This window comes from Vibrio sp. 10N.222.52.C12, from assembly GCF_041474215.1.
Taxonomy (GTDB): Bacteria; Pseudomonadota; Gammaproteobacteria; order Enterobacterales; family Vibrionaceae; genus Vibrio; species Vibrio crassostreae_C.
This window is the reverse complement of sequence record NZ_JBFRTR010000068.1, coordinates 1-1,485: the sequence shown is the minus strand read 5'-3', so window position 1 is coordinate 1,485 and position 1,485 is coordinate 1. Positions and strand designations below refer to the sequence as shown.

Genomic DNA, 1,485 nt, shown 5'->3' with positions numbered 1-1,485 from the left:
CATTATTTATGACTATATAAATAATGTTTTTTTGTATCTGAATGACACTATTGTTACTTTTACGCTGATTTTTAATAAGAATAATTAATAAAAGAACGCAACATCGGGGTAGTTTGCACCATGAAAAACGTCAACAGGTCTATCGACGTCAAATATTTAAGAACATTTTCACACGTTGCTAAGCACAAAAGTTTTACTGCGGCCGCTGAGTCTTTATTTATGACACAGCCAGCGGTATCTCAGCATATTAAAAAAATCGAAAGTACAATCGGGGCGAGTATTTTTGATAGAAAAGAAGGATTTTTACTCACTAAACATGGAAAAGTATTACTCGATTACGCAGACCAAACAATGTCTATGTACGAAAGGTTGTTTGAGGATTTAGAAAAGGTAGAGTTAAGAGATCAATTCAATATAGCGATTGCGGAATCTTTTTGCTTCGATATGGTTGAACGTGTAATCAATGAATTTCGGATGTTGAACAATATAGACTTGTCCATAAACAGTTTTACTAAGTCTTCTTTATTAGACTCGTCTCGCTACGACCTAATATTCACAATGGATAGGATTTCACAAGAGAATGGAAAATCTTATCAATTAAAAACTGTGAATTATGTTATCGCGCATTCTAATACACTTGATCCACACGAGTGTTATCCACAAAGAGTCGTTTTCTGTAGTTCTCTTCCCAAGTCTTATGTACAAGAGATACTTAATGATTATAAAATTGATTCAACTCATGTAACGAGTTGGGTTAAAACGAGCTCGTGCCAATTTCTAAAAAATGAACTGGAAACGAACGGAACTATTCTAATTTTCCCCGAGTGGTCAGTGTGCAATACTAATTGCAAGGTTATACCATTACGTCAAAAAGTGAATATGTATGTCTGGTGTAGTGATGAGATTTCGCAAGAGCTAGAGGAGTTAGGAATGAAAGATAAAATTCAACAGTTGTTTCAAATTAGTGATATTTCTACGCCTGTATTAGAGCATAGTATTATGTGATTAGTTCGATAGTATTGATACTGTGCTAAAAATAAAGCAGCTTAAAGCAATAGGTATTCCGTAAGGGATGCCTTTTTTATAGCTATCAAAACCGGCTACTTTTCCTATTAGGTACATTATTGAAACTAAAATCCCACCTAGAAAACCTATAAGAATCAATGTTGCTGTAACCAATTCGGGTTCTATACCAATGATCAAGGAGCAAAGTAACTTCACATCTCCAGCGCCTATCACTCTTAGATACCAAAGTATAAAAAACACCACGAAGCAGAGAACCGCTATGGGTAACGATGACATCAAGTGACCGTTATGTAACGCGACGAGAATACTAAATGCTAAAGCTATTTTATTGAGGTTATTTGGTATTTTTCTATTTTTTCCATCAGAAAAACAGACGTAAATTATTATTAGGAAGTTTACAAAAATTAAGGTTGAGTAAGCTAATAAATCTATATTCATAAATACAGAGTATAGGTGTTC

General features: G+C 34.0%; 2 protein-coding genes. One reads left to right on the top strand and one right to left on the bottom strand.

Features of this window, described 5'->3' with window-relative positions:
• The first annotated feature begins 120 nt into the window (after positions 1-120).
• Positions 121-1,005, top strand: a complete 885-nt coding sequence (locus AB4623_RS13115; protein WP_372146602.1) for a LysR family transcriptional regulator — start codon at positions 121-123, stop codon at positions 1,003-1,005.
• Here AB4623_RS13115 and AB4623_RS13110 read toward each other — a convergent pair.
• Positions 1,006-1,485 (bottom strand): prepilin peptidase (locus AB4623_RS13110; RefSeq protein WP_372146600.1); only part of this gene is annotated, 480 nt, incomplete at its 5' end.